24 protein-coding genes and 1 pseudogene are annotated in these 23,436 nt (G+C 63.9%); 5 read left to right on the forward strand and 20 right to left on the reverse strand.

The genetic code is table 11. The annotated features are described in order from the left end of the window. The first annotated feature begins 194 nt into the window (after positions 1-194). From ACEOAC_RS18010 to ACEOAC_RS18020, 3 genes and pseudogenes are all read left to right on the forward strand, one after another. The gene (locus ACEOAC_RS18010; protein WP_413445386.1) at positions 195-590 is read left to right on the forward strand and encodes a hypothetical protein; all 396 of its coding nucleotides are present in this window, start codon (positions 195-197) and stop codon (positions 588-590) included. Positions 591-690: 100 nt separating this feature from the next. Continuing rightward, a pseudogene (locus ACEOAC_RS18015) lies at positions 691-828 on the forward strand (winged helix-turn-helix transcriptional regulator); the annotation flags it as partial. A gap of 54 nt (positions 829-882) precedes the next feature. After that, positions 883-1,248, forward strand: coding sequence for a winged helix-turn-helix transcriptional regulator (locus tag ACEOAC_RS18020; protein WP_413628916.1), 366 nt, complete (start codon positions 883-885; stop codon positions 1,246-1,248). Positions 1,249-1,804: 556 nt separating this feature from the next. On the opposite strand, the gene ACEOAC_RS18025 is transcribed toward ACEOAC_RS18020, so the two are convergent. Next, on the reverse strand, positions 1,805-2,731 hold the full coding sequence (locus ACEOAC_RS18025; RefSeq protein WP_413444185.1) for a LysR family transcriptional regulator: 927 nt from the start codon (positions 2,729-2,731) through the stop codon (positions 1,805-1,807). Positions 2,732-2,838: 107 nt separating this feature from the next. On the opposite strand from ACEOAC_RS18025, the gene ACEOAC_RS18030 reads away from it, so the two are divergent. Together ACEOAC_RS18030 and ACEOAC_RS18035 are read left to right on the forward strand one after the other, a co-directional pair. Further along, positions 2,839-3,627, forward strand: coding sequence for a substrate-binding domain-containing protein (locus ACEOAC_RS18030; RefSeq protein ID WP_413444184.1), 789 nt, complete (start codon positions 2,839-2,841; stop codon positions 3,625-3,627). Positions 3,628-3,675: 48 nt separating this feature from the next. Further along, positions 3,676-4,989: an MFS transporter gene (locus ACEOAC_RS18035; protein WP_413444183.1), complete on the forward strand. Its 1,314-nt coding sequence runs from the start codon at positions 3,676-3,678 to the stop codon at positions 4,987-4,989. Here ACEOAC_RS18035 and ACEOAC_RS18040 read toward each other — a convergent pair. From ACEOAC_RS18040 to ACEOAC_RS18130, 19 genes are all read right to left on the reverse strand, one after another. Next, the gene (locus tag ACEOAC_RS18040) at positions 4,887-6,554 is read right to left on the reverse strand and encodes a methyl-accepting chemotaxis protein (protein ID WP_413444182.1); all 1,668 of its coding nucleotides are present in this window, start codon (positions 6,552-6,554) and stop codon (positions 4,887-4,889) included. The genes ACEOAC_RS18035 and ACEOAC_RS18040 overlap by 103 nt on opposite strands. A 201-nt stretch (positions 6,555-6,755) precedes the next feature. Continuing rightward, positions 6,756-7,829 carry a porin gene (locus ACEOAC_RS18045; protein WP_006462362.1) on the reverse strand — a complete coding sequence of 358 codons (1,074 nt, stop codon included), beginning with the start codon at positions 7,827-7,829 and terminating at the stop codon, positions 6,756-6,758. 301 nt (positions 7,830-8,130) lie between these two features. After that, on the reverse strand, positions 8,131-9,078 hold the full coding sequence (locus ACEOAC_RS18050; protein WP_241811917.1) for a PDR/VanB family oxidoreductase: 948 nt from the start codon (positions 9,076-9,078) through the stop codon (positions 8,131-8,133). 90 nt (positions 9,079-9,168) lie between these two features. After that, positions 9,169-9,600, reverse strand: coding sequence for a RidA family protein (locus tag ACEOAC_RS18055; RefSeq protein ID WP_006462360.1), 432 nt, complete (start codon positions 9,598-9,600; stop codon positions 9,169-9,171). Further along, the gene (locus ACEOAC_RS18060) at positions 9,597-10,646 is read right to left on the reverse strand and encodes an aromatic ring-hydroxylating oxygenase subunit alpha (RefSeq protein ID WP_006462359.1); all 1,050 of its coding nucleotides are present in this window, start codon (positions 10,644-10,646) and stop codon (positions 9,597-9,599) included. The genes ACEOAC_RS18055 and ACEOAC_RS18060 overlap by 4 nt, the downstream gene beginning before the upstream one ends. Positions 10,647-10,686: 40 nt before the next feature. After that, positions 10,687-10,920, reverse strand: coding sequence for a recombinase-like helix-turn-helix domain-containing protein (locus ACEOAC_RS18065; protein WP_006462358.1), 234 nt, complete (start codon positions 10,918-10,920; stop codon positions 10,687-10,689). Then, positions 10,920-11,252 carry a hypothetical protein gene (locus ACEOAC_RS18070; protein WP_006462357.1) on the reverse strand — a complete coding sequence of 111 codons (333 nt, stop codon included), beginning with the start codon at positions 11,250-11,252 and terminating at the stop codon, positions 10,920-10,922. The genes ACEOAC_RS18065 and ACEOAC_RS18070 overlap by 1 nt, the downstream gene beginning before the upstream one ends. A 7-nt stretch (positions 11,253-11,259) precedes the next feature. Beyond that, complete coding sequence (locus ACEOAC_RS18075; RefSeq protein WP_077237865.1) at positions 11,260-12,420, reverse strand: FAD-dependent monooxygenase; 1,161 nt, start codon at positions 12,418-12,420, stop codon at positions 11,260-11,262. A gap of 35 nt (positions 12,421-12,455) precedes the next feature. Continuing rightward, positions 12,456-13,427 carry a VOC family protein gene (locus ACEOAC_RS18080; protein ID WP_413444181.1) on the reverse strand — a complete coding sequence of 324 codons (972 nt, stop codon included), beginning with the start codon at positions 13,425-13,427 and terminating at the stop codon, positions 12,456-12,458. Positions 13,428-13,463: 36 nt separating this feature from the next. Then, entirely contained in the window at positions 13,464-14,939 is a 1,476-nt protein-coding gene (locus ACEOAC_RS18085) for an aldehyde dehydrogenase (RefSeq protein ID WP_413444186.1), read from the reverse strand. Between the two features lie 49 nt (positions 14,940-14,988). Further along, the gene (locus tag ACEOAC_RS18090) at positions 14,989-15,789 is read right to left on the reverse strand and encodes an aspartate dehydrogenase (protein WP_006462353.1); all 801 of its coding nucleotides are present in this window, start codon (positions 15,787-15,789) and stop codon (positions 14,989-14,991) included. Positions 15,790-15,799: 10 nt separating this feature from the next. After that, a complete protein-coding gene (locus ACEOAC_RS18095) occupies positions 15,800-17,539 on the reverse strand; it encodes a thiamine pyrophosphate-binding protein (protein ID WP_413444180.1) in 1,740 nt (579 codons plus the stop codon). Further along, positions 17,532-18,356, reverse strand: coding sequence for an SDR family oxidoreductase (locus ACEOAC_RS18100; protein WP_413444179.1), 825 nt, complete (start codon positions 18,354-18,356; stop codon positions 17,532-17,534). Before ACEOAC_RS18100 ends, ACEOAC_RS18095 begins: the two co-directional genes overlap by 8 nt. 1 nt (position 18,357) lies before the next feature. After that, a complete protein-coding gene (locus tag ACEOAC_RS18105; protein WP_006462350.1) occupies positions 18,358-19,191 on the reverse strand; it encodes an IclR family transcriptional regulator in 834 nt (277 codons plus the stop codon). Positions 19,192-19,205: 14 nt separating this feature from the next. Further along, positions 19,206-20,099 (reverse strand): alpha/beta fold hydrolase, encoded by an 894-nt coding sequence (locus tag ACEOAC_RS18110; RefSeq protein WP_413628496.1) that lies wholly within the window; start codon positions 20,097-20,099, stop codon positions 19,206-19,208. Between the two features lie 17 nt (positions 20,100-20,116). Beyond that, the gene (locus tag ACEOAC_RS18115; protein WP_039874638.1) at positions 20,117-20,653 is read right to left on the reverse strand and encodes a cupin domain-containing protein; all 537 of its coding nucleotides are present in this window, start codon (positions 20,651-20,653) and stop codon (positions 20,117-20,119) included. A gap of 58 nt (positions 20,654-20,711) precedes the next feature. Then, complete coding sequence (locus ACEOAC_RS18120) at positions 20,712-21,482, reverse strand: SDR family oxidoreductase (RefSeq protein WP_413445240.1); 771 nt, start codon at positions 21,480-21,482, stop codon at positions 20,712-20,714. A 36-nt stretch (positions 21,483-21,518) separates the two neighbouring features. Beyond that, positions 21,519-22,388, reverse strand: coding sequence for an ABC transporter permease (locus tag ACEOAC_RS18125; protein ID WP_006462346.1), 870 nt, complete (start codon positions 22,386-22,388; stop codon positions 21,519-21,521). Positions 22,389-22,390: 2 nt separating this feature from the next. Further along, entirely contained in the window at positions 22,391-23,386 is a 996-nt protein-coding gene (locus ACEOAC_RS18130) for an ABC transporter substrate-binding protein (protein WP_413445241.1), read from the reverse strand. Positions 23,387-23,436: the final 50 nt, after the last annotated feature.

Raw genomic sequence — 23,436 nt, forward strand, 5'->3', positions numbered from 1 at the left:
CAAAATAAAGATCGGCTTAAAGGGAGAAGCCGCCACCGTGCGTCTCTTCCTCGAAGAGAGTTAGTCGCAGGATTTGGCCATGAGGGGCATGGTAGCTTCCAATGACTTGTCGATGAAGGCAACATGTCCCTCTTCCTCATATTGCATTGAGTGGCCATTTCCCTTTGATCATTTTGATATTGGGGGGAGAGGTAGTGCCGCAGGATGTTAGATATCATCCAGTAAAAATTGCAGATGGTGCTATATCGACTCTGCCTTCACTATGTGCAGCGCTAGATATCTCCCAAGCGGAACTGATGGAAGCCTTGTCTCTTTCTATTGACGATAGATACAAAAAACAAGAGATAGAAAAGAAAGACGGCTCTCCGCGGTTTGTGTATAACCCACATTTCTTGATACGTAAAATTCAGCGGCGAATTAACAAAAGAATTTTTTCCAATCCAAAGATTATTGCGTGGCCAAGTCATGTCTTTGGTTCGATTCCAAATGATTTCATCGAAGATTCTCCAACGGCAAATAAAGACTATATAAATTGCGTTAGGCAGCATTGTGGCGCTAAAAGCGTACTAACAGTTGATATTAAGTGTTGATTTGCATTGAAAACTGACCCACTTTCCCAGGAAATTTGCATCCAAAGTTGACCCATGTTTAGACCACAATCCTGCTCATGACAGCGAGCGGGAGAACGGAGTGATAGACGTGGCCCTACTTGGAATTATTCGACGCTGGTACATCAGAGACCGCATCTCAATTCGGGAAATCGCTCGCAGGCTCGACATTTCCCGCAACACAGTTCGCCGCTACATCCGATCCGATGTCATTGACCCATGTTTAGACCACAATCCTGCTCATGACAGCGAGCGGGAGAACGGAGTGATAGACGTGGCCCTACTTGGAATTATTCGACGCTGGTACATCAGAGACCGCATCTCAATTCGGGAAATCGCTCGCAGGCTCGACATTTCCCGCAACACAGTTCGCCGCTACATCCGATCCGATGTCAGCGAACCCGCTTATCCAGCAAGGCGTTCGCCAAGCTCGCTCGATGAATTCACCGCCAGGCTCTCTGCTTGGCTCAGCGCAGAGGCGGTCAAATCTCGGAAGCAAAGAAGGACCCTGAAACAGATGTTCCTGGACTTAAGAGAACTGGGATACGAGGGGTCGTATGACCGGGTGGCTGCCTTCAGCAGGCAATGGAAGGTGGGTCAAATGGAGAGGGTCAAATCTGCGAGCAAATCAACACAATAATAGAAACTCGTACGGGTCAGGATTCGATGCAAATCCTGGGTCAGTATTTAGTGCAATAACACACCTGATCTCTGCTGGTGGAATTTATTACGCAAAAACCCATTGGATTTGGTAATTGTGCTCTTCAGTTTTCGATCATCGCAGCCCAGGTGGCCTCCGGAACTCGCTAAGTAGCAAAATATCTTGGAGTCAAAATCCTCCTCCCACACCGCCCGCCAACGAACCAATCTTTTTTCTGCCAAGAGCAGTTTCATTTTTTTGTCAGAGCCTATATAATCGCCCCCTCTTCGGAATTCGGCAGCCCTGCCAGGCAGGAAAACCTGCCTCCGGACCAGACAAGAACACCCCAAAAAGGCCCTCCCCAGCGAGGGCCTTTTTTATGGGCAGCGATTTTGCAAACAATTTACGCAACCCCGCGAGAAGCCCCGCCATTACAGGAAACTTATCCACGATTTATGTGCATAAATTTGTGGATAACCCATTTCTCCGATGCGCAAGCGGCGTCCCCGCCTGCCCTTCCAATAAACCGCACAAAAAATAGGCAGTCCGGCAAGGGTCAGCCTTCCCGCGCTGCCGATCTCTTGCCCTTGGTCATGATCGCATCGCGCAACGCCTGGGCCAGCGTTGCGGCGGCCGGGTTGAGTACCCGTCCCTTCAGGCTGATCAAACCCATGGCGCGGCTCAGGACCGGGCTGGTCACCGGGCGCGCCACAATGCCCTTGTAGGGGGCGTTGCGCAGTGCCAGCTCCGGCAGCAGGGCTACGCCCAGGCCGGCGGCGACCAGGCTGATGGCGCCGGCCACGTGATTGGTCTCGTACTGAATCACCGGGCGCTGCGGTACGCGAGCGAAGGCATTGTCGATCAGGCTGCGGTTACCGCTGCTGGACGAGACCGAGACCAGCTTTTCCCCGGCCAGCGATTTCCAGTTCAGGGTGACATGCGCGGCCAAAGGATGATGGGCCGGCATGACCGCCAGGTAGCGCTCGCGGGTCAGTTCCTCGAAATCGATCTCGGCTTCCTGTGCGCCGATGAAGTTCACGCCGAAGTCCGCCTCGCCCTTGCGCACGCTTTCCAGTACGTCGGCCGCGCTCTCGTCGATGATGCGCACCCGCACATTGGGATGGCTGCGCGCATAGGGCTTCAATACCAGCGGCAGCAGGTTGTTGGCCACCGAAGGCACGCAGGCCACCGTCACATGCTGGCGGCGCTGCGCCATGCCCTGCTCCACGCTCTTGACGGCCAGTTCCAGTTCTTCCATCACCGCCTGGGCATGCACCAGGAACAGCTCGCCGGCCGGGGTCAGGGAAACACGCCGGGTGGTGCGGTCGAACAGGCGTTCCTGGAGCGCCTGTTCCAGGTTCTCGATGCGCCGGCTCAGCGCCGGCTGGGTGATGAACAGGCCCTCGGCCGCCGCCCGGAAGCTGGATTGGCGCGCCACGGCGATGAAAGCCTGCAATTCGGAGGTCTCGATATTGATGCGCATTTTTTATCAATCCCAAGATTAAATGCAATTAACTTTTCAAAGGATACTCCGCAAACTGCCGGGTCTCATCCCCTAGTTCAAACTAAAAACGCCAATCCGGAGATCCCATGAAAAACATCCTCACCCATTCCGTCCTCCAGCGCAGCGTGCTGGCCCTGGTCATCGGTGCCGCCAGCAGCCTGGCCGCCGCAGCCGATCTCCACGTGGTCAGCTCGGGCGGTTTTGCCGCCGCCTACAAGGCACTGGCTCCGGACTTCGAAAAGAAGACCGGCCACAAGCTCATCTCCGGCTGGGGCCCGTCCATGGGCGAAACCCCGCAGGCCATTCCCAACCGTCTCAAGCGCGGTGAACCTATCGACGTGGTGATCATGGTCGGTGACTCTCTGGACAAGCTGGTGGCCGATGGCAAGGTGTCGCGCTCCGAGCACAAGCTGCTGGCGCTCTCGCGCATCGGTCTGGCGGTCAAGGCCGGCGCACCCCGGCCAGATATCTCCACGCTGGACGCCTTCAAGCGCACGCTGCTGACGGCGCATTCGGTGGTCTATTCGGATAGCGCCAGCGGCGTGTTCCTTTCCACCAAGCTGTTCAAGCGCCTGGGCATCGACCAGCAGATGGCCTACAAGGGCCGCATGATCCCGGCCGAGCCGGTGGGTGAAGTGGTGGCGCGTGGCGAGGCAGAAGTCGGTCTGCAGCAGATCTCCGAGCTCAAGCCGATCAAGGGCATCGACATCATCGGCCCCATCCCCGAAAGCGCGCAGCAGCTTACTCCGTTCTCCGTAGGCGTCGTGGTCGGCACCAAGGAGCCGCAGGCTGCCAGGGAACTGCTGCAATACCTGGCCTCGCCGGAAGCCGAGGCGGCCATCAAGGCCTCCGGCCTGGATCCGGCGCCGCGCTGATCGACGGCTGATCCAGCGCCTGAATCAAGAGAGAAGAGAGAGACCGACATGACCACAAGCACAACAAGCACAAAAAGCATCCAACACTCCAAGCTGTCCACCGTCCTGCGGGTGACCAGCGGCAATTTCCTGGAGATGTTCGACTTCTTCCTGTATGGCTTCTATGCCAGCTATATTTCGAAGACCTTCTTCCCGTCGGACAACGAGTTCGTCTCGCTGATCCTGACCTTCGGCACCTTCGGTGCGGGCTTCCTGATGCGTCCCCTGGGCGCCGTCATCCTGGGCAGCTACATCGACCGCGTCGGCCGCCGCCAGGGCCTGATCGTGACGCTGGCCATCATGGCCATCGGCACACTGCTGATCGCCTTCGTGCCGGGCTACGCCACCATCGGCGTGGCCGCGCCCATCCTGGTGCTGACCGGACGGCTGCTGCAAGGTTTCTCGGCGGGGGTGGAACTGGGTGGCGTGTCGGTCTATCTGGCAGAAATGGCCACGCCCGGCAACAAGGGCTTTTACGTCAGCTGGCAGTCCGCCAGCCAGCAGGCGGCCATCATGGCCTCGGCCCTGATCGGCTATCTGGTCAGCCAGTCGCTGGCACCGGCGCAGATCAGCGACTGGGGCTGGCGCATTCCCTTCTTCATCGGCTGCCTGATCGTACCGGCCATCTTCATCATCCGCCGTTCGCTGCAGGAGACCGAGGAATTCCTGGCCCGCAAGCACCATCCGCGTTTTGGCGAAATCATGGCCTCCATCGCACAGAACTGGAAGATCGTGGTGGCCGGCATGATGATGGTGGTGATGACGACCGTGTCCTTCTATCTCATCACGGTCTACACCCCCACCTTCGGCAAGAACGTGCTCAAGCTGTCGGCCTCGGATAGCCTCATCGTCACCTTCTGCGTGGGCCTGTCCAACTTCTGCTGGCTGCCCATCATGGGCGCGCTGTCGGACCGCGTGGGGCGCCGCCCGGTGCTGGTGGCTTTCACGGTGCTGACCCTGCTGACCGCCTACCCGATCATGTCGTGGCTGGTCTCGGACATCAGCTTCAAGAACCTGCTCATCACCGAACTGTGGCTGTCCTTCCTCTACGCCAGCTATAACGGCGCAGCCGTGGTGGCGCTCACCGAGGTAATGCCGGCGCATGTGCGCACGGTCGGTTTCTCGCTGGCCTACAGCCTGGCTACTGCCATCTTCGGCGGCTTCACGCCACTGGTCTCGACCTGGCTGATCGAGACCTCGGGTGACAAGGCGGCACCGGGTTACTGGATGAGCTTTGCCGCCATCTGCGGGCTGATCGCTACACTGGTGCTGTATCGCGGCAAGGCGGCGACAGTCTCCTCATCGTCCACCTCGGCGGCCTGAAGCATCGTCCGCTCCGGTCGCACGTCCTGCAGCCGGAACACACCCACCAGCTCACGCAGCCGCTGCGACTGGTCCTGCAAGGACTGGGCCGCGGCGGCGGCCTGTTCAACCAGCGCCGCGTTCTGCTGGGTGGTTTCATCCATATGGGTGATGGCGTGATTGACCTGCTCGATACCGGCACGCTGTTCCTGCGTGGCCATGCTGATCTCACCGACGATGTGCGACACCCGTCGCACGCTGTCCACCACCTCACCCATCGTGGTGCCGGCCTGTACCACCAGCCGTCCACCGGCATCCACCTGCGCTACCGAATCGTCGATCAGCGCCTTGATCTCCTTGGCCGCCGTGGCCGAGCGCTGGGCCAGCGAGCGCACTTCCGATGCCACCACGGCAAAGCCCCTGCCCTGCTCGCCGGCGCGGGCCGCTTCCACCGCCGCATTGAGCGCCAGGATATTGGTCTGGAATGCGATGCCGTCAATCACGCCGATGATGTCGACGATGCGGCGCGAGGCCTCGCTGATGCCCTGCATGGTGCTCACCACCTGCTGTACCACTTCCCCGCTGCGCGCCGCCACGCCGGAGGCATCCGAGGCCAGCTGGTTGGCCTGCTGCGCGTTCTCGGCATTCTGGCGCACGGTGGAAGTCAGTTCCTCCATCGCCGCCGCCGTTTCTTCCAGTGAGCCGGCCTGCTGCTCGGTGCGCGCCGAAAGGTCCAGGTTACCACCGGCGATCTCGGCCGAGGCGGTGGCGATGGTCTCGGCCCCTCCGCGCACATCGGCCACGATGCGGGTGAGACTGCCATTCATCTGGCGCAAGGCCTCCAGCAACTGGCCGATCTCGTCCCGCGCGCCGGCCCGGATCTCGCTGCACAGGTTGCCGTCGGCCACCTGCTGCGCCACCTCCACTGCATGGCGTACCGGGCGCGTGATGGAACGCGTGGTCCACCAGGCAAAGCCGCCACCCAGTAATACCGCCAGCGCAGCGATGGCCAGCATGATCAGGGTCTTGCCGTGGTACTGGTCGGCGGCTTCCTGGCCGCTGCGTTCCATCATCATGGTACCCACCGAAATATAGCTTTTGAGGCGGGCGATGTACTTGTCCTGGTCCTGGCGCAGGCTGGTCATCAACAACTCGGTGGCGTCCATGGTGGCGCCGGTGGAGGCCAATTGCAGGAAACGCTGCTGGCCCTGCCGGTAGCTGGCGCGCAAGGCCAGTATCTCGGCGAAGGACTTGCGGCCCTGCTCACTGGACAGGCGCGCCTGCAGTTTGCCGAGGTCTTCGCCGATGGCGGCTTCACCCTTGTCGATGCGGGCGATTTCCTCGATCAGTTTCTGGTGGTCGTCCAGCAGCAGCAGGTTGCGCATGGCGCTGGCATTCTCGCTGATGCGCAAGAGCACGTCATTGGCCAGCAAGACCTGCGGGTAGCGGTCTTCGACGATCTGGCGCGTGCCCTGGTGCAGCGTGGACAGGCTGGCGATGGCCAGTCCCGTGATCCCGGCCAGCAGCGCCAGTACCAGTCCGAAGCCCAGTCCAAGACGGGCGCCCAGTTTGAGATTTGCAATCATGAGGCTTTCTCCGCAACGCAAGAATGCCGGGGGGACGATGCCATGATGCCCACCGGCAATGAATTCGGTTTGGATAAAAAAATGGCGGAGAAAGAGGACTTCCTCCGCCCAAGGCACTACGAAGCAACTCCCCGCTCCAGGGGAGCTGCACGCAAGACAAGACTATTCACAGAAGGTAATGCCAGCCATCCAAAGATGGCCTTAGAACGAGTGGTGCATGCCGATGGTGGTGACCAGTTGGCCCTGGCCGCCGGAGACACCGGTGGAACCGCTGGCACCGGTACCGTTCATGACGGCAAAGCGCGCATCGCCGCCGGCACGCTGGTAGGCGGCCTGCACGTACCACTGGGTGCGCTTGGAGAACTCATGCACGTGCGACAGGCTGAAGGTGTTCCAGCGCGCGCCTTCCAGCTTGGACAGGCCATAACCGAAGTTGATGGTGTCCAGTGTGGCATAGCGCCAGGCCGCGCCCAGGTCCAGGTTCTTCTGCTTGGGCGTGGCGCCGCTGGGCATGGACAGCTTGACCTGGGTGTAGGCGGTGTTCAGGCGCACGCTGCCGATGGTGTAACCCAGGCCGCCGGCGGTGGTGGTCAGGCTGTTGAAGACCGTCGCTGCATTGCCCAGGCCGACGCTGCTGAGGAAGGTGCCGGCGTAACCAGCGGCACGGTTGTTCAGCTTGGAATACGCCAGGGCCGCGCGGAACGGGCCATTGGTGTAGGTCGCACCGGCGCTGACGTTGCGACCAGCGCTGCTGTCGCCGGCCACTTCGCCGAAGCCGTACATCAGGCTGCCCTGGAAGCCGCCTGCGGTGGGCGAGGTATAGCGCACTGCATTGTCGAACTGGTAGGTGTTGGCCAGGCTGTCCAGGTTACCCGGGTGGAACAGGTACCAGTTGGTCAGCTGGAAGCCGTTGGACAGCTTGCCCACGTAGTCGAACACTACGTCCGGCATGTGGCCCAGGGTCACCGCACCGAAGTCGCCGGACAGGCCGATGGTGCTGTAGCGGTTGAACAGCTTGGAGGAATTGGGCGTGCCGCCGGTATCGGTGTAGAAGCCGGCTTCCAGCTGGAAGATCGCCTTCAGATTGCCGCCCAGGTCCTCGATGCCACGAAAGCCGATACGATCCGGCTGCATCGTGCCCTGATCCAGGCGCGACACCGATCCGCCATTGAGGTTGTTGATATAGGCTACGCCAGCATCGAGGCTGCCGTAGATGGTGACGCTGCTCTGCGCAAAGGCGCCCGCCGACAGGCAGGATGCCGCTGCGGCAATCATTAACTTCTTCATCAAACTCCCCTTCAACGAATAAAGTCCAAACACGCGGCCAGGCCGCATTCACTCACTGCTCCCCGGCGCCCCGTGCGCAGGAGAGGTGACTTCTGCCGGCAAGCGAGGCGCCCTGTCCCGCATGGTCGGCGGGCGCCGCTTGCCAGGTGGTGCGTGATCCGGTGTTATTTGTTTCACCTATGGATCGACGTTCCACAAAATTCATCAGGCTCAAAAAAATGCCCTGTGCCTGAGCACGGGCATGGGGCCGGGCGAACGCTGCCCGGGCCTTGTTGCCTTACCGGTCCTGCTACAGGTCCAGCACCAGGCGTTGTCCCTTGCAGCCGGACACGCACACCATCATGGTCTTGCCGGAAGCGCGCTCGGCCTTGCTGAGCACGCCATCGCGATGTTCCAGTTCACCCTCCAACACCTTGGTCTCGCAGGCGCCGCAAACCCCTTCGCGGCAGCTGTGATCGACCGCAATGCCGGCATCCAGCAAGGCGTCCAGCAGCGACTTGCCAGCCGGGACGGTGACGCTGGACTTGCTGCGCGCCAGTTCGGCCACGTAGCTGCCGGTCTGGACCGCCTCTACCTTTTCGGCGGCAAAGCGTTCGATGTGGACGTTGGGCAGGCCCAGTTCTTCGCACAGGTTTTCGAAGGCATTGAGCATGGGCGTCGGCCCGCAGCAATAGAAATGCGCGTCCTTCGGATGCGCGGCGAGGAAAGCCCGCAAGTCAGGCGGCGCGCCGGCCTCGTCATCGAAGTGGCTGGACACACCCGGCTCGCCCAGCAGCTCGGCGGTGAAGGCCGCTTCCTTGCGCGAGCGGGCGCAGTAGTGCAACACCGCTTCCCGACCCTGGGCGCGCAGGTGGTGATACATGCAGGAAATCGGCGTGATACCGATGCCACCGGCGATCAGCACCGACAACGGCGCGGATTCTTCCAGCGGGAAATTGTTGCGCGGTGCCGAGATGGTGAGGCTGGCACCGACCCGCAGTTGTTCATGCACGTAGCGCGAACCGCCGCGACTGCCCCGGTCGTTGAGCACACCGACCACATAGCGATGCCGCTCGGTCGGCGAGTTCGACAGCGAATAGCTGCGCACCAGGCCATTGCCCAGGTGCAGGTCGATATGCGCACCGGCCTCGAAGGCCGGCAGCTCGCCGCCCTCGGGCAGGCGCAGTTCGACGCTGACTACGCCTTGCGCTTCAAAGCGCATGGCCTGCACGCGCACGGAAATAAGAGGACTGCTCATGAATGCACCACCATCACATCAGATTGTTCAAACCGCCTCGTGTCACTTGCTGCCACTTGCTGCCACTTGCTGCCACTGCAGCCACTTGCATCAACCGCCCACTGCCTGCCGCAGGTCGACACCCAGGCGCGCAAAGGCATCGATCTCGACCGTCAGTTCCGGAAACACCAGCGCGCTCACCGCCACCAGCGTCGAGCACGGATAAGGCGTGCCGAAGAAGTCGCGCCGGGCGCGTCCCACCTCGTCCTTGTGCGCGATGTCGGTGACATAGATCACCAGCTTGGTGATGCTGCCGACGCTGCCGCCGGCGGCCTCCACCAGATCGCGGATCTTGCCCAGCACCACCAGCGTCTGCTGGTAGGTGTCCAGCGTCTGCTGGCGCGAGGCCGGATGTGCGGTCATGCCGGACATCACGATCTCGTCGCCCACCACCAGGCAGTTGGACCAGGTGGCCGTGGCCAGCTCGGGGACCTTGTCGGTCTTCACATGGCGCACGGCGACCGGGCTTGCTGCGTGGTTCATGCTGCCTTCACCGGCGCCTTGGCCGCGGCCAGTTCTTCTTCCCGCGCCAGCTGGGCCTTGGCCAGACCGCGTAGGTGACGACGCAGGCGCACGATGCCCATGTCGTGCTGGTACAGCATCTCGCGCTGGTTGGCGTCGGGCTCCATCAGCTCCAGCACCACGCGGTCCTGTTCCAGCACGTTCCAGTGGCGCGCTTCCAGACGGTTGCGGTAGAGGAAGCGCCAGGTGTCGCGCTGCCAGCCGGACAGCTTGCGGCAGCGCCAGTGGAACACCGCCGCGATGTTGTCCACGATGGGCGTGTAGCTGCCGATGATGACGAAGCTGCCGCCCGGGCCGCCGGTCTTGGGATAGGGAATGGCCAGGCGCATCCAGTGCAGGTCGGTATCGCCCCATTCGGTCCAGTCGAAGTTGACGTCGCGCTGGCCTTCCTTTTCGAAGACGAAGCCGATGTCGGTCTCGCGGATGCCGAAGCTGGCGGTGTTGTCGCCTTCGGCCATGGAGTGCGACTGCTTGTGCAGGAAGGTGCCGTGCATGGGGTCCATCACGTTGTCCAGCACGTAGCGGTAATCACCCTTCCATTCGGTGTAGCACAGGAAGTTGGAATACTCGGGGCTGGTCAGTTCTTCTGGCAGGCGCAGCGGCGGCGGGGTGTCGACGTCTTCCATGCTGTTGTAGAGGAAGATGGCGCCGGCCGCTTCGGTGACGTGGAAGCGACGCGTGGCCTTGGCCCCTTCCAGCTTGCAGCCGGGGCTGCCGGGTACGCTGGTGACCACGCCGTCGAAGCGCACCTGCACGCCGTGGTAGCCACAGGCGATGCGGTCACCCATGGGGATGCCCATGGAGAGCGGTGCGCCACGGTGCGGGCAGTGGTCTTCCAGGGCATGCAGCTTGCCCGAGGGCTCGCGCCAGAACACGAACTTCTTGCCCAGGCGACGCAGCGAGACCGGCTTCTCGGCCACGAACTCGGACGGGCAGATCGGGTACCACAGGTCTTTCAGGCCGACGGCGAGGACGGCGTCGACGGGATCATTGGCGGTGGTTCTCATTTGGATACTCTCCTGTAGGCTGGCTTGGCGTCTGGACGGATCAGGCGGCCAGGCGGGCAATCTCTTCCTGGAAGTTGGCGGCGGTCCATACGCCCTGGTTGTAGGGGCAGCTCGGACCGGTACGGTTCAGGTGTGCCACCAGCGCATCCAGCTCGTGGATGCCAGCGGCATAGGCGCGCTCGATGGAGTCACCCAGCAGGTCTTCGAACTGGGTCGGCGCGCGGCGACGTGCCTGGTGCGGATTGAGATAGACATCGGTAACAGTTGCAACCATCATTGGCCTCCATTTCTGACGCGCTCGCGGATACGCTCGCGCACGGGAACAAAATCGTAAGTGGGGTAGCACTCGGTACGGAACACACCCCAGGCCGAGCGCTCCAGCTCGACATTGACTTGCGGCAGCAGCGCCGGCGGCAGCTCCAGGGTGACGATCTGGCCCAGGCCCATGGCCACGGTCCAGGACACCACGCGACAGCCTTCCACCGGGAAGCGCTCCCACCAGTCCATCTGCTTCATGTGCGCCTGGATCTGCTCCAGGTTCTTCGACTGGTCATGCCTGAGCAAGATGGTCAGGAGCATGCGGTCGGAGTGGGTCTCTGCACTCATCGCTGGCTCACGCAGGGACGGCGGTGGATTCAGGCTGCGCATCCAGCGGCGTGGTCCAGGCGTCATAGCCATAGACCCAGTCGGCGTTACCGCCCTCGCGCAGCCAGTTGTTGCCACGTGAACCGATCTGGATCTTGGAGGCGCGTTCCATGCGCAACTGCGCATAGGCATGCAAGGATCCTGCCACCTGCTCCAGCGTGGTGACCTTGGCCAGGCAGCGCGCCAGCACCACCGCATCCTCGATGGCCATGCCGGCGCCCTGCGCCATGAACGGCATCATCGGGTGACAGGCATCACCCAGCAGCGCCATGTTGCCGCGCGCCCAGGCCGGCAGCGGATCGCGTTCATACAGCGCGGTCTTGAGCACTTCGTCGCAGGCGTCCAGCAAGGCCGTGGCGTCGGGGTGGAAACCGGCGTAGCTATCGCGCAGTTCTTGCACGTTGCCCGGGGTGGTCCAGGATTCCAGGTGCCAGCTTTCTTGCGCGGTGGTAGCGAAGATGAAGATGTCTTCACCGCGATTGAGCGGGAAAGTCACGATCTGACTTTCCGGGTTCGGCCCCCACCACTTGGTGAAGGCCTGCAGGTTCGGCACGCCGGCCACGCGGGAGGCCGGCACCACGGCGCGGAAGGCCACCACGCCGGTGAAGCGCGGGCTCTCGGCACCGAACATGGCCGTGCGCACGGCGGAGTGGATGCCATCGCCACCGATGAGCACGTCCACGCGGTCCGTGCTGCCATCGGTGAAGTGCAGATGGATGCCATCGCCCTCTTCGCTGATCTTCTCGGCGCGCTTGGCAAAGCGCACCTGCTCCAGCGGGAATACCTCGGCCAGCGCCGCCAGCAGGTCGGCACGGTGGATGGTCAGTTGCGGTGCGCCGTATTTCTGCTCGGCGGTGTCGCCCATGGCCAGGCGCGAGGTTTCCTCGCCGCTGTCCCAGGTACGGCTGATGCGGTGGGTGGGACGGGCGGCGGTACGGCGCACGGCCTCGCCGATGCCCAGTCCATCGAGTGCACGCACTGCGTTGGGGGTGAGGTTGATATCCGCGCCCACGCGCAGGAATTGCTTGGACTGTTCATACACCACCACCTCATGGCCCGCGCGCTGCAGGGCGATGGCGGCGGTCAGGCCGCCGATGCCGGCGCCCAGGATTCCGATCTTGAAGGACATCTGGATTTCCTTTCTACAAATGACGGATTGCCGTCTTACTTGCCGGCCGGCGCGCGGTCGGTCAGGAACTTGCCGCTGGGGCCTTGCGCATTCTTCTGGCGGCGGGTGTTGCCGTCGATGCCGCCATCGATGGCCCATTCGGCGAACACGGTCGGGCCGGGTTCGAAGTCACGCGGCTCCCAGTGGGCATCGAGCTGGTCTTCATCGGCGTAGTATTCGATCAGGCCACCGGCCGGATTCTTGAAGTACCAGAAGTAGGCCGAGGAAATCGGATGACGGCCCGGACCCAGCTGGGTATCCCAGCCCTTGCGCGACATGTGCATGCCACCGCCGAAGACTTCATGGATGTCGCGCACGGTGAAGGCGACGTGGTTCAAGCCCGACCTTGCCTCCGGCGGTTGCAGCAGGAAGATGTCGTGATGCCCGCCGACATCGGCGCAGCGCAGGAAGGCGCCGCGCTCCGGGTAGCGGTCCGAGGGCACGAAGCCGAAGTTCTCGCAATAGAAGCGCTCGCAGGCCTTGACGTCCTTGACGAAGAACACCACGTGTCCCACCTCGATGGGCGTGGCACGTTCGTAGATGGGGCTGCGCTGGTTGATGCGGTTCTTTTCGTTCCAGGTGTTCATGCGTGCGCATTCGACCTCGACATCGCGCTTGACCGAGACCTGGAAGCGCACCGCCAGGCCGTTCGGATCGGTGCAACCGACGCGCTTGCCGTCATTGACGTAGCCCGGCAGAGCAGCGATGCGGTCGGCGAACTTGTCCAGCACGGCGGCCGAGGACACGCCCCACACCACCTCGCGCAGGGTCGGTCCGGCTTCGATGGCCGGTGGCAGGCCGGGGTCGGCGCTGTCGCGCACGATGACGCGGCAGCCGTTCTGCGATTCGAAGACCAGTTCCGCTGCGCTTTCCTGCGCCAGCAGCATGCCCCAGTCGAGGAAGAACTGGCGGCAGGTCGGCAGGTCGTCCGCGCCGTAGATGATTTCGTCGATACCCAATACGTCCATGTGTGTCTCCAATACGTGTTCAGGGAGGCGGCGCTCTCAGCCGGCCCAGGGCAAGGGCTGTTCGTTCATGCCCCAGTACATGGCCTTCTGCTCCATGTACTGCAGGATGCCCAGCCTGCCCTTCTCGCGACCCAGGCCGCTGTCGCGCCAGCCGCCGAAGGGGGTCGAGATCGAGAATTGCTTGTAGGTGTTGATCCAGACATTGCCGGCCTGCACTGCGCGGCCGATGCGCCAGGCGCGCTTGTAGTCGCGTGTCCAGATACCGGCAGCGAGCGCATAGACGCTGTCGTTGGCTTGCCGGATCAGGTCGTCTTCGTGGTCGAAGGGCATGGCCACCAGCACCGGTCCGAAGATTTCTTCCTGGCAGATGCGCTGTTCATTGCTGACGCCTTCGATGATGGTCGGCGTGTAGTAGTAACCGCGTTCGAACTGCGCACCCTGCGGACGCACGCCACCGGTGCGGATGCGGCCGCCATCGGTGACGCCGATGTCGACATAGCGCTCGATGCCTTCGCGATGGCGGGCGGTGATCAGCGGCCCCATCTGGGTGCGCTCGTCGGCCGGATCGCCCACGCGCAATGCGGCGGCACCGGCGGCCAGGCGCTCCATGAAACCGTCGTACAGCGAGCGCGCCACGAACAGGCGCGAGCCGGCGATGCAGGATTCGCCGGAACTGCTGAAGATGCCATACAGCACACCGGCCACGGCATGGTCGAGATCGGCATCCTCGAACACCATGGTGGGCGACTTGCCGCCCAGTTCCAGCGAGACCGGCATCATCTTGTCGGCGGCGATGTGGGCGATGTGCTTGCCGGTGGTGGTGCCACCGGTGAAGGAGACGCGCTTGACCAGCGGATGCAGGGTGATGGCGTCGCCGATCACCGAGCCCTTGCCCGGCAGCACGCTGATCATGCCGGCCGGCACGCCGGCTTCGATGCAGATGCGCGCCAGTTCCAGCGCGGCCAGCGGGGTCACCTCAGCCGGCTTGACCACCACCGCATTGCCGGCAGCCAGGGCCGGCGCCATCTTCTGGGCCTCGCTGGCGATCGGCGAATTCCACGGCGTGATGGCGGCCACCACGCCCATGGGTTCATACACGCTCATGGTGAGGTTGTCGCCACGCATGGGCGTGAGGGTTTCTTCCAGGGTTTCACAGGCGGCCGCGAAGAACTGGAAGGTGCCGGCCGCGCTGGCCACCAGATTGCGCGTCTCGCTGATGGGCTTGCCGTTGTCCAGGCGCTGCATCTGCGCCAGGGCTTCGCCGCGTTCGCGGATCAGCTGCGCCACGCGGTACAGGACGGCGGCACGTTCATGCGGCTTCTTCTGCGCCCAGCCGCTGGTGCGGAAGGCGTGGTCGGCACCGGCGATGGCCTCTTCCACATCGGCCACACTGGCCGCATTGAGGTAGGCCACCGGCTCACCCGTGGCCGGGTAGAGCGTGGCATAACGGTCGCCGCCACCCAATCGCCATTGACCGGCGATGCAGATCGGCAGCGTTTCGTTCAGATTCATCATGGTCGACATGTCCTTGCGAAGCTCAGATATTCAGATACTCAACTGCTCAGATCGACAGCGCATGGGCACGATTGCCCAGGGCGCGCACGACGCTGTAGACGGTCAGCGCCGAGGTCTTGGGATTAGCCGCCAGCGGCTTGCCGCGCATGGTCAGCTCGAAGCCGCCGAAGGCGCCCCGCGCTTCCACGTAGTGCACGTTCTCGCTCACGCCCGGATCGGCATACAGGCGCACCCGGGTCTGGTCCAGGCCCAGGCCGGCCAGCGACAGCGTGGCGGCGACGTTGGCATTCTTGGGATACAGGCGCGCCGCTTCGCGGGCGCTGCCTTCGAAGATGACGGTCGGCTCCTTGAGCGCATCCAGATCGAAGGCAGCCTCGGCCGGCGTATCCTTCCAGGCCTGCGGCGGCTTGCGGCCGGTATAGACCACCGATTCCAGCCCACCGACCTTGGCCGCGGCCAGGGCGTCGATGGCGCCGATGGCGCCGGAAAGCAACTGCACCTGGGTCTTGCCGGCGCGGGCGGCGGCTTCCAGCTTGTCGACCAGGCCGGGTTCGGACAAGGCGCCGATGGACACCACCATGCAGGGGATGCCACGCTCCAGCGCCGGGATGATGTGTTCGGCGATGGCCTGATGACCGGCGCATTCGATCAGCAGGTCAGGACGCTCGTCCCCCAGCCGCGACACCACCCGGGCCGTCGGCGCCAGTGTGGAGACGGTGCTGCGGGCGCGCTCCATGTGCGCCTCCGGCACCACCACCATGTCGAAGGCGACCTCGGGATCACTCTTCAAGATCTCCATCACGCCCACGCCGATGGCGCCGCATCCGATCATCGATACGTGCAGCATGCTCGGCTCCTCAGGCGGTGGCCGCGGTGGCGGCAGCGGCGACCACGGCTGCTGCTGCGGCGGCGGCCTTTTCCGCGCTTTCCGCGTTTTCCGTCTGATTGACCGGAGGGCCGGCGAAGGCAGTCTTGAAGCTGCCGATGGTCAGCATGTCGATCTCCAGCAGGAAGGGGCCCTTCTGCGACAGCGCCTCGTCCAGCGCTCCGGCCACCTCGGCCAGGTTGCCCACGCGCTGGTGACGCAGCTTCAGCGCCGAGGACAGTTCGGCATAATCGGGCGTGTGCAGGTCCACGTAGTGGCGACGACCGCCGTATTGCGCATCCTGGATGTTCTTGATGACGCCGTAGCCCTTGTCGTTCATCAGCACGATCACCATGTCAGCCTGTTCCTGAACGGCCGTGGCCAGCTCACCCAGGTTGAGGATGAAGCCGCCATCACCGGCCAGGGTGAAGGTCTTCTTGCCGGACTGCGTGACCGCCGCACCGATGGCCGCGCCGATACCCATGGCCAGGCCCTGGCCGATGCCGCCGCCCAGCGCATGCACGCCGGCACGCGGATCGAAGATGCGCAGGTAGCGGTTGCCCCAGGTGCTGTTGGAGACGGTGACGTCGCGTACCCAGTTGAACTCGCGGCCGGCCGCCTGCTGCAACTGTTCCACCAGGGCGCTATAGGGGCCGAGGCCATCGACCAGACCATGCACGGCGGTATCGCGTGCCTTCTGCAGGTCGGCCATGAAGCCCGGATCGACCTTCAGCGCGGCCAGGCGGTCGGCCAGGCCGGACAGTACCAGCGCCGAATCACCGCAGACGAAATAGTCGCTGGTGTAGCAGCGGCCTTCGGCAGCCGGATCGGCATCCACGCGATACAGCGGGCGCGGCAGCTTCAGTTCGTACTTCAGGGTTTCGTTACCGCGCAGGCGCGAGCCGACCACCAGCATGGCGTCGCAGCTCTGATAGAAATTCTCGACCGGCTTGTGCAGGTTGAAGGCGCCCAGCGAGCGCGGATCATCCTCGGCCACGATGCCGCGACCCTGGGTGCTGGTGACCACGCCGAAGCCCAGGTCCATCAGGCGCTTTACCTGCGCGCCAGCATGCCGCGCCCCGCCGCCCAGCCACAGCAGCGGACGCTTGGCCTTCATCAGGCGCTCGGCCAGTTCATCCAGTGCGCGCGCCGACGGCACGATTTGCGGGATGGCCAGCGGTTGCAGGTTGCTGGGCATGGGGATCAGGGCAGCCTGGATGTCGATGGGGATTTCCACCGAGACCGGGCCCATCGGCGGGGTCAGTGCGGTCTGCACGGCCAGCTTGATGGTGCTGATGGCGGTCTCGACGCTACGGATGCGGAAGGCCGCCTTGGAGATGGCCTTGAGCATGCTCAACTGGTCCGGCGCTTCGTGGATGTAGGCCAGGCTCTGGTCCAGGTAAGGCGTCTCGATCTGACCGGTCAGGTGCAGCAGCGGCGTACCGGCGGTCAAGGCTTCCACCATGGCGCCGGCGGCATTGCCGGCGGCGGTGCCGGTGGAGGTCAGGCATACACCCAGGCCACCGGTGGTGCGGGCATAGGCGTCGGCCATGTTGGCGCCGCCAGCTTCGCCGCGGGCCGGGATGAAGCGGATCTTGCCGCGCTCGCCGAAGGCGTCGAGGATGGGCATGTTGTGGATCGAGATCACGCCGAAGGCAGCCTTCACGCCGCACTGTTCGAGGAAAGCCGCGATGGCGCAGCCGACGGTCACTTGCTGGTTGGTATTAGACATGGCGGGAAAGTCCTCCTGAAACATCGATATGGCTGCCTGTGGTGTACGAGGAAAGCGGCGTGGCGAGGAATACGATCGCCTGCGCGGCTTCCCGGGGAAGGCCGAGACGGCCGAGTTGAATCTGTTTCTTTGCGGCCAGCGCGGCGGTCCATTGGGCCCAGCTCTGGTCCTGCAGTTCGGGGCCGCGCGCGGCATAGCGGCGGCGCCATTGGCCCGACTCCACCAGGCCGATCAGGATGCCGTTCACCCGCACGCGGGCGGCGTCGCCATTGGCCAGTTCGGTGGCCAGCGAGCGCACCAGGTTGTGCACGCCGGCGCGGGCGGCGGAAGTCGCTACCATGTGCGGCTCGGGTTGCGTGGCCAGCAGCGAGTTGACGCAGACGATGGCGGCATCCCCGTGCTGCGCGCTCATGGCCTGCAGTTGCGGCAGGAAGGCGCGGGTCGGGTAGATCACGGAAAAGAATTTGAGGCGCAGCTCTTCGCTCCAGGCCTCGTCGGTGGTATCGGCGAAGGTCGAGACGCGGCCCTGGCCGGCGTTGTTGACCAGCATGGACACCGCGCCCAGGGTGTTTTCCACCGAGGCGGCGAAGGCCTGCACCTGCTCCTGCGACAGCACGTCGCAAGGGGCGCTGTACAGGCGGGCCTGCGGGTAGCGCTCGCGCAGCGCGGCTTCGGCGTCCTTCAGCCGGGCGCCATCACGGCCGCAGAAGGCCACGGCCGCGCCCGCTTCCAGCAGCAACTCCACGGTCGCCAGACCAATGCCGGAAGAGCCACCGGTGACCACGGCCACCTTGCCCTGGAGAGAAGTCATCGCCATCTCAGCCCCGCCACATGTTGACTACCTTGGCACCGCCCTGCGGGGCGTGGTCCAGCAGGCGGGACAGTTCGGCCGCCGTATCGCGCACGCGGGCCACGATGATGTCGAGCTGGCTGGCGTCGATGTGCGGCGAAGGGATCGTGGCGCCCATGGCGGCCACCACATTGCCGGAGTGATCGCGCACCGGTGCGGCGACGGTGGAGATGCTGGTTTCGAAGAAACCTTCCTGCAGCACGAAGCCACGTTCCTTGTCGGCCTGCACCATGTCGAACAGTTCGACCACGGTCTTGGGGGTGTTGCTGGAAAAGACTTCCAGGTGTTCTTCCGGATACAGGGCGCGCAGTTGCGGCAGGCTCAGGTCTTCCAGCAGCACCCGGCCCAGCACGGTGGCATGCGCCGGCAGGCGGGTACCGACGTTGACGTGGCTGGTGAAGGCGGTCTGGGTGACCGACTTGGCGACATAGACGATGGAGCGGCCATCGCGCACCACCAGGTTGCAGGAGTAGCCGATCTCGTCGCGCAGGCGGTCCAGCAGCGGGCGGCCGATCTCGGTCAGTTCCAGCGAGGCCAGGTATTCGAAGCCCAGGCGCAACACCGACATGCCCAGGCGATAATCACGCCCGCCGTCGGCACGCTCGACGAAGCCCATGCGTTCCAGCGTGGCCAGCAGGCGGAACACGGTAGAGCGCGGGATGTCCAGGCGACGCGCCAGTTCGGGCGCGGACAGGGTCTTGTCCTGGCGGCTGAATTCGCACAGCAGGCGCAGGCCGCGTTCCAGGCCGGGGACGGAATACTTGTCTTGCGACTCTTCTTCTGGCATCACTGGTTTGTTCATGATGATTTTCTGTTCTAGTTGGTTGAGGTGAGTTGCGCGCTGATCAGCGCAGCAAATTGCGACGGCTGCTCGATATAGCAGGCATGACCGGCCGCGTCCACCAGCTTGAAGGGAAGTTCGAACTGCCTGGCCAGCCCTTCACTGGCCTGTGGGGTGGTGACGATGTCCTCGGCTCCGCATGCCACCGACAACCCCCGTCGTGGTGCAGCCTGCAGGTAAGGCGCGATATCGTCACCGCACAACAATTGCACGGCCTGGGTGTAGCCCGAGGCGTCCAGCCACTGCATGTTCCAGCGCACCCAGGCGTGGTCCTGCGCGCTGGCGTGGGCCGACAGCAGGCGCGTCGGCTTCTGCGCCATGCCGGCGATGCCCAGGGTGCGCAAGGCGCCCAGGCGCTCTTCCCGCACCTGGTGCGCGCGCTCTTGCTTGCTGGCGGCGCCGTAGCCCAGCGCCGGATCGGCCAGCAGCGTGCGGCGTGCGCGGCCATCGCCATGGGCCAGGTAGGCCGCGGCCATCAACGCGCCCAGCGAATGGCCGACCAGCACGCACTGCTCGACTTCCAGCGCCTGCAGCATGTCCTGCAGACGCCTTGCATAATCGACCGCCTTGGGCTGGCTCATCGTCAGCGGTGTGGAACGGCCGTAACCGGGCGCGTTCCAGGCGATCACGCGGGCCTGCGACTCCAGCTTGAGCGCGCACTGCAACCACGAGGCCGCGCCCGAGCTGATGCCATGCAACAGCACCACCACCGGACCGCTGCCGCAGCTGCGGTAGCTGACACGGCCGCCCGGCACCTCGACGCTGCCCTCGGCGAAGCGGCCTTCCAGCAGGGCCAGCGGTTCGCGCAGGGCGTCGTCGCAGCTGACTGCGGTGGCGGAGGCGGAGGCGGAGGCGGTGTGAGGATGCATGGTGTGGTGCTCTGCAATCAGCGCTTGACCGAGGTCAGCGGATGATCCGGCGGATAGGTCGGGGTGATGGGCTTCTTGGCGCCCAGCATCACGCACATCAGGGCGTCTTCGTCACCGATGTTGATCTCTTCGCGATACACGCCCGGCGGCACCGAGACCACGTCACGGTCGGTGAGGATGGTCTCGAAGCGCTCGCCATCCTTTTCCAGCACCAGCTTGAGCTTGCCGCGCAGGACGAAGAACACTTCTTCCACGTCCACGTGCAGGTGCGACGGGCCTTCGTGGCCGGCCGGGATGATCATGGTCGAGAAGGTGAAATGCTCGGAGGGAATGACGTTGGCGTCATGCGCCACACCCGTGCCACCGGTGCCGATGTAGCGCATCTGGGCGCGACGGTACTTGGGGTCGTAGTCGGCCTGGAACTTCAGTGCGTTCCAGTCGTACTTGCGGGTGGACAGGCGCGCCACGCGCGACTCCATCCAGTCGGCGAAGCTGGCGCCGGCAGGGCGATCCCAGCTGCGGCCCATGTTTTCCTGTTCGGACATATCGGTCATGCTTTTCTCCTTGAAGGGGTCCGGAGTGATCCGGGTTGATCTGGCAAGAAATACGTTTTCAATGCATCACGAAGCCACCGTTGACCGCCATCACCTGACCGGTGAAGAAGCGCGCCATCTCCGACAGCGCGAACACCACCGCGCCGCAGACATCCTCGGGCAACTGGTCGCGCCGGATGGCACGGCCGTCAAGGTAGTGCTGGTGCCGCGCCTGCGGTACGTACTGGGTGGCTTCCACCAGCGTCAGGCCCGGTGCCACCGCATTGACGGTGATGTTGTCGGCGCCCAGCTCGCGTGCCAGCGAACGGGTCATGCCGATCACCGCACTCTTGCTGGCCACGTAGGCCAGCAGATTGGGAGCGCCCCACAACGGGGTATCGGACGACAGGTTCACCACCGCGCCGCGCCCCGAGGCACGCAGCGCCGGCAGGCAGGCATTGGTCATGAGCCAGGTGCCGCGCACGTTGACATCCATGACGCGGTCCCACATGTCCACTTCCAGCTGCTCGCTGCTCTTGCCGCCGGAGTTGGTGATGGCGGCGTTGTTGACCAGGCCATCGAGTCCGCCCAGCCATTGCGTGGCGGCCACCGCGCAGGCCTTCACCGAGGCCGGATCGGCCAGGTCCAGTGCAAAGCCCTCAACCTGCAGGCCACGTTGTTTCAGGGCGGTCACCGAGGCCGCCAGTTCTTCCTGCAGGATGTCGGCCATGGCCACCGTGGCCCCGGCGGCGGCGATGGCGTCCACGAACGCCAGGCCGAGGCCGCGTGCGGCGCCAGTGACCAGAATGCGTCGTCCCGCCAAAAGTGTCGCCGTGCTTGCTGCTGACATGTGCTTGCTCCTGTTGCGCTGGTTGAGTCTCTGGATTCAGACGGTGCTGGTATTGGCCTTGGGCAGGTAGTGCAGGACCTTGCGTTCGGCCCAGACCACCACGCCGTAGGTGACCACGCCGATCAGGGTCAGTGCGACGATGGAGACGAAGACGGCGGCCGTATTGCCCTGCCCTTCGCCATCGACCAGCAGATAACCCAGGCCCTGGTTGCCACCCACCAGTTCACCCACGGTCACGCCGATCACCGACAGCGTGGAGGCGATGCGCAGGCCCGAGAACAGCGCCGGCAGCGCCGAACGGAACTCGACCAGGTGGAAGATCTGCCAGCGGCCGGCATTGAGCGTGCGCACCAGGTTGACCATGTCGGGATCGACGGTACGGATGGCCGAGAGCACGTTGATCATGATCGGGAAGAACACGATCAGCACCGCCACGATGATCTTGGGATAGATGGTGTAGCCCAGCCACATCACGAACAGGGGTGCAAAGGCCACCTTGGGCGCGATCTGCAGCGCCAGGATGTAAGGCGAGAGCATGGCCTCGGCCCGTGGCGAGAGGCCCAGCGCGACACCGACGGCCAGGCCCAGCAAGGCGCCGAAGAGGAAGCCGAACACCACTTCCATGGCGGTGATGCCGAAGTGCTGCAACAGTTGCGCGTTGTTCCACATCACCACCGCTTCACGCACCACCTGCATGAAGTTGGGCAGGATGTATTCGGGCATGCCCAGCATGCCCGGGCCCCACTGCCAGGCGGCGATGAACACCACCAGCAGCGCCAGGCTGCCGCATACCGTGCGGGCCTTGTCGTTCAACAGCGGACGGCGCGCCGTCGGCTTGACCGGATTGGGCGAGGACGTTGGCTCGGGACTGGACATGGTCAGGTCTTTGGCTGTGGTGGTATTCATGATTACTTGGCGACTCCGACGAACTGGTTGGTGAAGAGCTCGTTGACCGGCGTGGCCTTGGTGACGATGCCTTCGCTGACGTAGAACTTCTGCACCGCTTCCATGCGCGCCTGGTCGATCTGGCCCAGGGTCTTCTGGTTGGCGTAGACGTACTTGTTGTACATCTCGAAGGTACTCTGGATGCTGGCTTCCTTGCCCTTGTAGGTGGGCAGTGCAGCGACGTAGTCATCGGCGGCGGCCTTGGGGTCCTTCATGATGTCCTGCATGCCGCGCAGGGTGGCGCGCACCAGGCGCTTGAGCAGCTCCGGGTTCTTCTTGATGGTGTCGTCGGAGGCCAGGATGGCCTGGGCCATGCTCTTGAAGCCGCCGTTGTCCAGCAGTTCGACCTTGGCACCGGCATCGGTGGCATTGACCACCCAGTCCGGCACGCCGGCGAAGGCCTGCGACTTGCCCGAGGTGTACAGCTGCCAGACGCCCGAGGGGCCGGCGGCCTGGATCTGCACGTCGGTCTTGGACAGGCCGGCGGTCTTCAGGCTGCCCAGGAAGGCGTAATAGGTGGTGTCGGTATAGGACATCACGGTGACGGTCTTGCCCTTGAGGTCTTTCAGGCCCTTGATGCCGTCGGCCGGATTGGCCGCCACCATGGTCACCGAACCGGCGCCCAGCACGGCGATGGCCTTGACCGGGATGCCGTTGGCGCGCACCACGATGGGGGTGTCGCCGATGGCGCCACCGATGACGGCATTGCCGGCGCCGATCTGCTTGGCCACGTCCACGCCGCCCTTGGCGACGATGAAGCTGACCTTCAGGTTTTCATCGGCGTAATAGCCCTTGTGCTGGGCCAGCACCCAGGGGGCGAAGGCCGGCGAATTGGGTGGTGCCGGCAGCAGGTAGGTCACTTCTTCCGGCGCGGCGTGCGCGGCCATGGGCAGGACGGCGGCGCCCGTGGCGGCGACCAGGGCAAGTGCACTACAGGCGGATGCGAACAGGTTCTTCATGGTTTCTGGCTCTCCCTTGGGGTCTCTCTGTTGACGGGTGAAGATGCAGC

Source organism: Herbaspirillum frisingense (genome assembly GCF_047325095.1).
Taxonomy (GTDB): Bacteria; Pseudomonadota; Gammaproteobacteria; order Burkholderiales; family Burkholderiaceae_D; genus Herbaspirillum; species Herbaspirillum frisingense.

Excerpts from the sequence above, each read along its gene's own strand:
- ACEOAC_RS18025 (WP_413444185.1), bottom strand. The coding sequence starts at position 2,731 with ATGCGCATCAATATCGAGACCTCCGAATTGCAGGCTTTCATCGCCGTG.
- ACEOAC_RS18030 (WP_413444184.1), top strand. The coding sequence starts at position 2,839 with ATGAAAAACATCCTCACCCATTCCGTCCTCCAGCGCAGCGTGCTGGCC.
- ACEOAC_RS18035 (WP_413444183.1), top strand. The coding sequence starts at position 3,676 with ATGACCACAAGCACAACAAGCACAAAAAGCATCCAACACTCCAAGCTG.
- ACEOAC_RS18040 (WP_413444182.1), bottom strand. The coding sequence starts at position 6,554 with ATGATTGCAAATCTCAAACTGGGCGCCCGTCTTGGACTGGGCTTCGGA.
- ACEOAC_RS18045 (WP_006462362.1), bottom strand. The coding sequence starts at position 7,829 with ATGATTGCCGCAGCGGCATCCTGCCTGTCGGCGGGCGCCTTTGCGCAG.
- ACEOAC_RS18050 (WP_241811917.1), bottom strand. The coding sequence starts at position 9,078 with ATGAGCAGTCCTCTTATTTCCGTGCGCGTGCAGGCCATGCGCTTTGAA.
- ACEOAC_RS18055 (WP_006462360.1), bottom strand. The coding sequence starts at position 9,600 with ATGAACCACGCAGCAAGCCCGGTCGCCGTGCGCCATGTGAAGACCGAC.
- ACEOAC_RS18060 (WP_006462359.1), bottom strand. The coding sequence starts at position 10,646 with ATGAGAACCACCGCCAATGATCCCGTCGACGCCGTCCTCGCCGTCGGC.
- ACEOAC_RS18065 (WP_006462358.1), bottom strand. The coding sequence starts at position 10,920 with ATGGTTGCAACTGTTACCGATGTCTATCTCAATCCGCACCAGGCACGT.
- ACEOAC_RS18070 (WP_006462357.1), bottom strand. The coding sequence starts at position 11,252 with ATGAGTGCAGAGACCCACTCCGACCGCATGCTCCTGACCATCTTGCTC.
- ACEOAC_RS18075 (WP_077237865.1), bottom strand. The coding sequence starts at position 12,420 with ATGTCCTTCAAGATCGGAATCCTGGGCGCCGGCATCGGCGGCCTGACC.
- ACEOAC_RS18080 (WP_413444181.1), bottom strand. The coding sequence starts at position 13,427 with ATGGACGTATTGGGTATCGACGAAATCATCTACGGCGCGGACGACCTG.
- ACEOAC_RS18085 (WP_413444186.1), bottom strand. The coding sequence starts at position 14,939 with ATGAATCTGAACGAAACGCTGCCGATCTGCATCGCCGGTCAATGGCGA.
- ACEOAC_RS18090 (WP_006462353.1), bottom strand. The coding sequence starts at position 15,789 with ATGCTGCACGTATCGATGATCGGATGCGGCGCCATCGGCGTGGGCGTG.
- ACEOAC_RS18095 (WP_413444180.1), bottom strand. The coding sequence starts at position 17,539 with ATGTCTAATACCAACCAGCAAGTGACCGTCGGCTGCGCCATCGCGGCT.
- ACEOAC_RS18100 (WP_413444179.1), bottom strand. The coding sequence starts at position 18,356 with ATGGCGATGACTTCTCTCCAGGGCAAGGTGGCCGTGGTCACCGGTGGC.
- ACEOAC_RS18105 (WP_006462350.1), bottom strand. The coding sequence starts at position 19,191 with ATGAACAAACCAGTGATGCCAGAAGAAGAGTCGCAAGACAAGTATTCC.
- ACEOAC_RS18110 (WP_413628496.1), bottom strand. The coding sequence starts at position 20,099 with ATGCATCCTCACACCGCCTCCGCCTCCGCCTCCGCCACCGCAGTCAGC.
- ACEOAC_RS18115 (WP_039874638.1), bottom strand. The coding sequence starts at position 20,653 with ATGACCGATATGTCCGAACAGGAAAACATGGGCCGCAGCTGGGATCGC.
- ACEOAC_RS18120 (WP_413445240.1), bottom strand. The coding sequence starts at position 21,482 with ATGTCAGCAGCAAGCACGGCGACACTTTTGGCGGGACGACGCATTCTG.
- ACEOAC_RS18125 (WP_006462346.1), bottom strand. The coding sequence starts at position 22,388 with ATGAATACCACCACAGCCAAAGACCTGACCATGTCCAGTCCCGAGCCA.
- ACEOAC_RS18130 (WP_413445241.1), bottom strand. The coding sequence starts at position 23,386 with ATGAAGAACCTGTTCGCATCCGCCTGTAGTGCACTTGCCCTGGTCGCC.